Here is a 1,946-nt window from a genome sequence, read left to right as displayed (position 1 = left end):
AATACAAAGCATGAAAAAGACAAACGCAATGAGAATACTCGAAGGACTTAAAATCCCTTACGAGGCAAAAGAATATGAAGACAATGCAGACCACATCCATGATTATAAGGAAAGAAACAATATGAAGAAAAATATCACCTATTTATTATTTTTTTTGATAATTCTTGGAAATGTTTTTTCACAAAATTCTCAAGATAAATATACAGCTTTTCTTTACGAATCTTCTTTTTCATTGGGAGAGGGGGATATAAAATTTAATAATGATAACACTTATATGGTGACCACTTATTCCGGAGATGTTTGGACCGGGACATTTTCTGTAAAAGGAAATAGATTAAAATTCAATAACGATGTTAAGCTCAATGATTTTACAACTAATATTGAATTCTGCAGTAATTGGTTTGGACAATCATTTAAAATCCCTGGAGAATATATTATCGATCCGGACTATAGAAGTTTATTTGATTGTGGTATAATTTCAGATCTTGATGGAAATATTTGTACCAGCAAAAAATATTCTGGCGGTGAAAAAATTATATATGAAAATATGGAGATTATAATATCTGAACCTTTCTCTTTTCTATATGTTAAAGAAAATACAAAAATGAGGGCGGAGCCTAATCTAAAAGCAAAAGTTATAGATATGCCTTACTTAACAAAAGATTATGATTACATCGAATCAAGAAATATTGTATTTAGAGGAGAGTTGCCTAGAATTCTTGCTTGTTCAACTTTTGAAGAAACTATCGATAATGTAACTTCAAAATGGTATTTAATTCTTGAATCTGACGGAAGCAGCGATATTGATCATGAAGGAATTGTAAAATACGTATGGATATTTGGTGGCTGGTGTGAACTTGTATCAAGCAACAATTATGAATATTATTCTAACTTAAGCAAACAAAATAAAAAATGAAAAAAATCAAATTTGGTCTTATATCATTATGTACCTTTTTTATTAGCGTCCTCATACTTTTCTTTATTGTTCCATCAATTCATTATACACTGACAAATTTTATGATAGGTATAAGTTTCTTTGGATCTTGTGCAAGTTTTGTGTTTTCAATTCTTGCCTTATTAAAAAATAAGAATATTCAGGCTGTTCTAGGTATTATCACCATTCCTTTTAGCCTTATCCTGTTATTATTTTGCTGCGCAGCTTATGAACAGAACTATTTAAGTCGCAATAGATATGACAAAGATAATTATTTTATTGAAAATAATATGAAAATATATTATTCACTTGGTGATGGATATTTCGATTATTATTTTGAAAATGGTGAACTTAAATATGATATTTCTATGGGAGGGGATGGAGGTCCTGGCCCCTATTATGATTATCTTTTTCCTCACAACCATGAACCGCTAATAACACTTGAACAATTTCTTGATTTTTATGGTTATAAATATAGTATAGATGAAAATCAAAAACTTACAACAATACATCTTGATAAGGAAGATATTAAATTGTTTTGGGGTTCATCAACAGCAGAATATAGTAAGTCTGGTAAAAAGATAAAATTAGATTCTCCAATTATTCATAGAACCTGCAATGATGCATACAGTTATACAAATGATTCTCGTATATATACTTTTATAAGTGTAAGTTTTTTAAATGAAGCAGGCTTTCTAAAAAAATCCTCTAAATAAACGGCTCCGAGCGCGATTAATCGCGCGAGTCGGACATATTAACCTGAATAATTTAATAACGGAAGTGCATCTTCCCTACCTACTTTGTCGTAAATGCTTCGCATTTACTTACCGCACAGCACTTCAAGTGCTGTGCGCGCTCGCTACACCTTACGGCTCCGCTCTAGGTTCCCTACACTGCTCTTCATCGGGTAAAAAAAAGCTCCCGTGTAGTAATGGAAGCTTCCAATTGGATTTTAAAAGAAAAAAAAGTCGCAGTCACTTCGTGCCTGCTTAGTTTTTTTTATTTTAACAGC

1 protein-coding gene and 1 pseudogene are annotated in these 1,946 nt (G+C 31.3%); both read left to right on the top strand.

Annotated features, from left to right (window positions below; translation table 11 throughout):
* Window positions 1-916, top strand: a pseudogene (locus T530_RS15275) (hypothetical protein); the annotation flags it as partial.
* Window positions 917-1,017: 101 nt separating this feature from the next.
* A complete protein-coding gene (locus tag T530_RS0111950) occupies window positions 1,018-1,650 on the top strand; it encodes a hypothetical protein (RefSeq protein ID WP_156011643.1) in 633 nt (210 codons plus the stop codon).
* The last annotated feature ends 296 nt before the right edge of the window (window positions 1,651-1,946 follow it).

It is taken from the genome of Treponema sp. C6A8 (genome assembly GCF_000619925.1).
Taxonomy (GTDB): Bacteria; Spirochaetota; Spirochaetia; order Treponematales; family Treponemataceae; genus Treponema_D.
The sequence above is the reverse complement of the archived record's forward strand: the minus strand, read 5'-3'. Positions and strand labels throughout refer to the sequence as shown.